Source organism: Longimicrobium sp. (assembly GCF_036554565.1).
Lineage (GTDB): Bacteria > Gemmatimonadota > Gemmatimonadetes > Longimicrobiales > Longimicrobiaceae > Longimicrobium.
The window spans coordinates 1-4944 of sequence record NZ_DATBNB010000225.1 but is presented as its reverse complement, the minus strand read 5'-3'; the positions used below and the strand labels follow the sequence as shown (position 1 = coordinate 4944).

Annotated in this window: 6 protein-coding genes; 2 read left to right on the top strand and 4 right to left on the bottom strand. The window is 71.0% G+C overall.

Translation table 11 applies throughout. The features are described from left to right. Together VIB55_RS06180 and VIB55_RS06175 are read left to right on the top strand one after the other, a co-directional pair. The coding region (locus tag VIB55_RS06180) for a hypothetical protein (RefSeq protein ID WP_331875795.1) at positions 1 to 217 on the top strand (217 nt) is incomplete at its 5' end. Then, positions 204 to 431: a hypothetical protein gene (locus VIB55_RS06175; RefSeq protein ID WP_331875794.1), complete on the top strand. Its 228-nt coding sequence runs from the start codon at positions 204 to 206 to the stop codon at positions 429 to 431. The genes VIB55_RS06180 and VIB55_RS06175, both read left to right, overlap by 14 nt. 88 nt (positions 432 to 519) lie before the next feature. Here VIB55_RS06175 and VIB55_RS06170 read toward each other — a convergent pair whose 3' ends face one another. The 4 genes from VIB55_RS06170 to VIB55_RS06155 form a co-directional block, all read right to left on the bottom strand. After that, on the bottom strand, positions 520 to 1812 hold the full coding sequence (locus tag VIB55_RS06170) for a tetratricopeptide repeat protein (RefSeq protein ID WP_331875793.1): 1293 nt from the start codon (positions 1810 to 1812) through the stop codon (positions 520 to 522). 33 nt (positions 1813 to 1845) lie between these two features. After that, entirely contained in the window at positions 1846 to 2391 is a 546-nt protein-coding gene (locus tag VIB55_RS06165) for a hypothetical protein (protein ID WP_331875792.1), read from the bottom strand. A gap of 198 nt (positions 2392 to 2589) precedes the next feature. Next, positions 2590 to 3957, bottom strand: a complete 1368-nt coding sequence (locus VIB55_RS06160) for a sigma-54 dependent transcriptional regulator (protein ID WP_331875791.1) — start codon at positions 3955 to 3957, stop codon at positions 2590 to 2592. Between the two features lie 165 nt (positions 3958 to 4122). After that, a partial coding sequence (locus tag VIB55_RS06155) for a RagB/SusD family nutrient uptake outer membrane protein (protein ID WP_331875790.1) occupies positions 4123 to 4944 on the bottom strand: 822 nt, incomplete at its 5' end.

The following is a 4944-nucleotide window of genomic DNA, read 5'->3' as shown; positions in this document are numbered from 1 at the left end:
CGGCCGCGAGCACCCGGTGGCCCGGTTGGTCGCGGGCGGGGTCTGCATGATCCTCATCCTGGCGACGTCGTTCTACTTCGCCGCGATCAAGGCCACCGCCGACCCCGATCCCGCGGCCATCTTCACGACCTCGCTCCAGGCCTTAGCCGGAACGATCCTTGTAGGCGCTGGCTGCGTTTATCTTGCTCACGCGGAGGTACAGAATGCTGATCGATGACGTAGTCGGGTACGGAAGCATCGCCGCGGGACTCCTCACCGTGGCGGTCGTGGCCTGGGAGACGCGCGCCTCGCGTCACCGGGTGCACCGGGATGTGATCACGATCACCATCACCGACGCGGCAGGCCGGCGCGAACAGATGGTGGCGCGCTCCGGCAAGCGCGCGAAGGAACTGCTCCGCGACGTAGAGCGCGCTGTCCAGGACCCCCGCTGAGCGAAGCCGGGGCCAACGGAACGCAGACGCACGAAGGGGAGCCGCGCCCGCGGCTCCCCTTTGCTTTTCCCCTGCCCGACGCCGCTGATCAGACCGGCTCGGGCACCAGGCGCGCCATGTCGGCCTCCACCCGCGCCAGCTCCTGCGCAAAGCCCAGCTCGCGGTAGATCTCGCGCGCGGCTTCCAGGTACGCGCGCCCTTCCTCGTCGCGGGCGCAGGCCAGGTGAAAGCGTCCGTTGCCGTGAAGGATGGCCGCCTCGGTCTTGCGCGGCAGGCCGCGTTCGTGGCACACGCGCAGCGCCTGCTCGTAGAAGACGAATCCCTCGTCGTCGCACCGCTCGCGGGCGATGGAGCCCAGCAGCGAGTACACGTCCACCAGGTCGGTGATGAGCCGCTGGACGATGGCGATCTCCTCCGCGCGGCGGGCCTCGTCCTCGGCCTCCAGCAGCCGGCCCTGCCGCAGCAGCGACTCGCCCAGGTTCACCCGCATGGTCAATTTCCAGCTTCCCTCGGCCTCGGCCAGCGCCTCGCGGAAGATGGTCTCGGCCCCCGCCGCGTCTCCGTACTCCAGCAGCAGGAGGCCCCGGTTGTTCAGCCAGTAGATGTGCCCGCCGGGAACGTCGCCCGCCTCCATCCGCTCGCGGGCCCGCCCCAGCAGCCGCTCGGCCTCGGGGAGGTTGCCCTGCAGCATGGCGAGCACGGACAGGTTGGCGAACAGGGGCCACTCCAGCTCCGGCGCGTTCAGCCCGGCGGCCATCTCCAGCCCCGCCTCCCACCACTGCCGCGCGCGGTCGCGCTCCCCGCGGTCGTCGCAGACGTTGCCCAGCCCTTGGCAGGCGATCACCTGGCCCACGGCATCCATCCCGTCCAGCGCCAGGTGATAGCTCTGCTCGTACCAGGTGCGCGCCTCGTCCAGCCGCCCGGCGGTCCGCGCGGTGCGGCCCAGCCGGCGCAGCGCCAGCGCGTGCGTGTCCTTCGCCCGCAGGTCGCGCGCGATGTCCAGCGCCTGCCGGTACACGCGGTCGGCCTTGTCCAGCCGCCCCTCGGCTTCTTCCAGTTCGCCGGCGCGGATGAGCAGGCCGGCGGCGGCCGCGGGGTTCCCCGCCTGCTGCTCGCGCACCGCATCGAGCACCAGCCCGAAAAGCTCACGCAGGCGCTCCTGGTTCTTTTCCAGGACCACCTGCATGAGCTTTTCCACGCGGTCGGTGTCGACCACGCGCTTGCCTACGGTGGCGTACCCGCCCGAGCGCGCCCAGACCTTGTCGGCGTCCACCCGCGATGCGACGATCAGCGCGTCGCTCAGGGGGAGGAAATCCTCGTAGTCGGGAACGAGCGCGAGCGCGCGCTCCACCAGCAGGTGGGGCGGAGACTGCTTGCTCATGAGGACTGCTGGAGCGGTCGAAAGGGCGTCAGCTCAGCCGCCCGCCAGCACGTACTTGCCCCCGTAGGTGCTGAAGCGCGGGGTGGTTCCCGACAGCGCGGTGCCCAGGGCGTTCACGCTCCCGCCCAGCGAGGTCCATGCGCCGTTCTCCCAGCGCGCCACCTCGACGGGGTTGCCGTTCCACAGCACGCCGCCGAGCGGAAAGGTCAGCGTGACGGGGGTGTTGAACTGCACGCCGTGGGGCCCGAACTCGGCCACCAGGCGCTTGGCCAGCAGCTCGTCGGCGGGCAGGTCGATGGTCACCGTGGTGTCTGCCGGCAGCGCGCCCGCGGGAATGTCGACGCGGAAGCCGTTCAGCTCCACGAAGCCGCCCTGGGCCGCGATGATCCGCTTCTCGGCGTGGCGCGTGCCCACCAGGCTGGGCGTACCCGCGAACTGCAGCAGGCCGTTGACGCTGACGGTTCCGGTAAGCGACTCGGCGGCGGGCGCCGGGGTCGACAGCATGGGCTGAGAAGAATCAGAGCACCCGGCCAGCGCGAAGAGGGCGGCGGCAAGGGCGAGCGTGCGGCGAGCGGTCACGGATGGGCTCCTGTCGGTGGATATGCGGATCGGAGATGGTGCCTGTGTTTGCACGGGCCGTGCCCGGGCGCGAAAGCGTGCAAGTCCGCGTCATTGCTCAACTTGCGCGCGCCTGCGCCAAACCGTCGACTACCGGTCTGCACAAAAAAGGGGCAGGCCCCACCAAAAAGCGGGGTCCTCGTTCCGCATCCCACGAGGTCACGCCCGGACGGCATCCTCCAGCTCGTATTCCCGGATCTTGCGCGTGAGCGTGTTGCGGTGAAAGCCGAGCACCTCCGAGGCGCGCCCCAGGTGGCCGCGCACCAGGCGCAGCACCTCGCGAATGTGCAGCGCCTCCACCTGGGCCATCGACATCTCGGGCGCGTAGCCCGGGAGGGGGGACGCGTTCTCCGCGGCTGGATCGCCGGTGTGGCTGCGAAGCTGGTCCAGGGGAAGGTGCTCGGGAAGCAGGACCGGGCCCCGGGCCAGGAGCACGGCCCGCTCCAGCACGTTCTTCAGCTCGCGCACGTTGCCGGGCCAGGGATGGCGATGCAGCAGGTCCATCACCGTGCGGCTGACGCCGCGCAGGGGGCGCCCGTAGCGCACGGCGTAGCGGGCGACGAAGAAGCGGATCAGCAGGTCCAGGTCGGTGCCGCGGTCCGCCAGCCGGGGAAGGTTCAGCGTCACCACGGCCAGGCGAAAGTACAGGTCCTCGCGAAACGCCCCGTCCGCGATGGCCGAGCGCAGGTCGCGGTGCGTGGCCGCCACCACGCGAACGTCCACGGGAATCCGCCCTTCGCCGCCTACCCGCTCGATCTCCCGCTCCTGGAGGGCCCGCAGGATCTTGCTCTGCAGCGGCAGCGACATGTCGCCGATCTCGTCCAGGAAGAGCGTACCGCCGTGCGCCCGCTCGAAGCGGCCCACCTTGCGGGCGATGGCGCCGGTAAAGGCGCCCTTCTCGTGGCCGAACAGCTCCGATTCCAGCAGGTTTTCGGGGATGGCCGCGCAGTTGATGGCCACGAACGGCCCCGGCGAGCGGGGGCTGTTGCGGTGGATGGCGCGCGCCACCAGCTCCTTGCCCGTTCCGCTCTGCCCCAGCACCAGTACCGTGGCGGCGCTCCCCGCCACCCGGCCCACCATGCGGAACACCTCCAGCATGGGCGGGCTGGCGCCGATGGCCGTCTCCTCATCGTCGGCGGGAGCATCCGCGGGGGGAAGCGAAACGACGTCCTCGCCCGCGAACACCTCGCGCAGCAGCGCCGCGAGCTCGTCGGCGTTCACGGGGGCGGCGATCAGCCCCAGCACCCCCAGGCGCGACGATTCCACCATCGCCTGCATGGTGGGCCGCGACGAGGTGAGCACCACGGAGTTCGGCTGCACCCCCGATTCCGCCAGCCGGGAAACCAGCGCCAGGTCCGCCGCCTCGAAGTCCAGCGAAAGCAGCACGGCGTCCCACTTCCGGGCGCGCAGCATCTCCAGCCCCTCGCCCAGCGATGCGGCGGCGCGCACGTCTACGCGCCCCCCGGCCGCCTCACGGGCGGCCGCGAGCGTCTCGGGCGCGGCATCGATGACCAGGAAAGCGGGCAAACGGCACCGCCAGGTGGATGCGGAAGTAAAGCGCGGGTGGCCCATTATGCATCATTCTGCAAAATGGTGCAACGCCGGACGCGCCTCGCAGACAGCTTTGATGCGGGCATGAAAAAGCTCCGGCCCCCCGCGAGGGGCCGGAGCTTTCCGTGGAACCCCGCTGGCTCAGGCGTTCCGGTCGATGCAGAGCTGCTGCACGTTCGGGTTGTTCAGCTCGGCCGACGGGTTCGGCATGGTCACGTCGGTGCCGTACTGGGAACCATTCTTGTGCCAGGCGCCCGTGGGGAACACGGTGTTCGCCGGCCGCCCGTACTGGCGGATCAGGCGGCGCAGGTCGCCGGTGCGGTGGCCGCGGCCGAAGAGCCAGAACGCCCGCTCGCGGAAGAGCTGGTCTACCCGGCCCGCGTCCGTACCCGCGGGGGCAAGGTCGGGAAGCTGGGCCGTCGTGAAGAACGCCCGCCGCGTGGCGTTCAACGTGGCCAGCGCCGCCGTCGCCCCCCCCGCGCGAAGCTGCGCCTCGGCCTCGATCAGCCGCGCCTCGACACCCCCCACGATGATCACCGGGGTCTCCTGCGCCGTCCACAGCCCCTGCCTGTTCATCGGCGTGCCCTGGTCGTCGCGGACACCCGACGCCGTGACCGGAAGGCGCGGGTCGCCCGCGGTCGCGAAGTTCAGGCCGTTGCCCCCCTCGTTGTTCCCCACGCTGTACCGGCGCTCCTGCAGGTTGCGGAGCCAGATGTAGTTCCTTTCGGTGGCCGCCGAGTGCAGCGTCCGGTACGTGAAGGTGGTCAGCACCCCCGCCACCGCGGCCGCGGCATCGGCGGGGCGGTTCAGGTTCATCAGGATGCGGCCGCGCGTCACCTGCAGCGCCGACCTTACCCGGATGTCGTCGGCCGTGGTCCCGGTGATGGCCGCCAGCCCCTGGTTGGCGTGCCCGAGCGCCCGCTCGAACGCCGCCGTGGTGGTCTCGGGGCTGCCCAGCTGCAC

Bases quoted from the DNA above. Each gene is read 5' to 3' on its own strand.
- VIB55_RS06175 (WP_331875794.1), top strand. From the start codon at position 204: ATGCTGATCGATGACGTAGTCGGGTACGGAAGCATCGCCGCGGGACTC.
- VIB55_RS06170 (WP_331875793.1), bottom strand. From the start codon at position 1,812: ATGAGCAAGCAGTCTCCGCCCCACCTGCTGGTGGAGCGCGCGCTCGCG.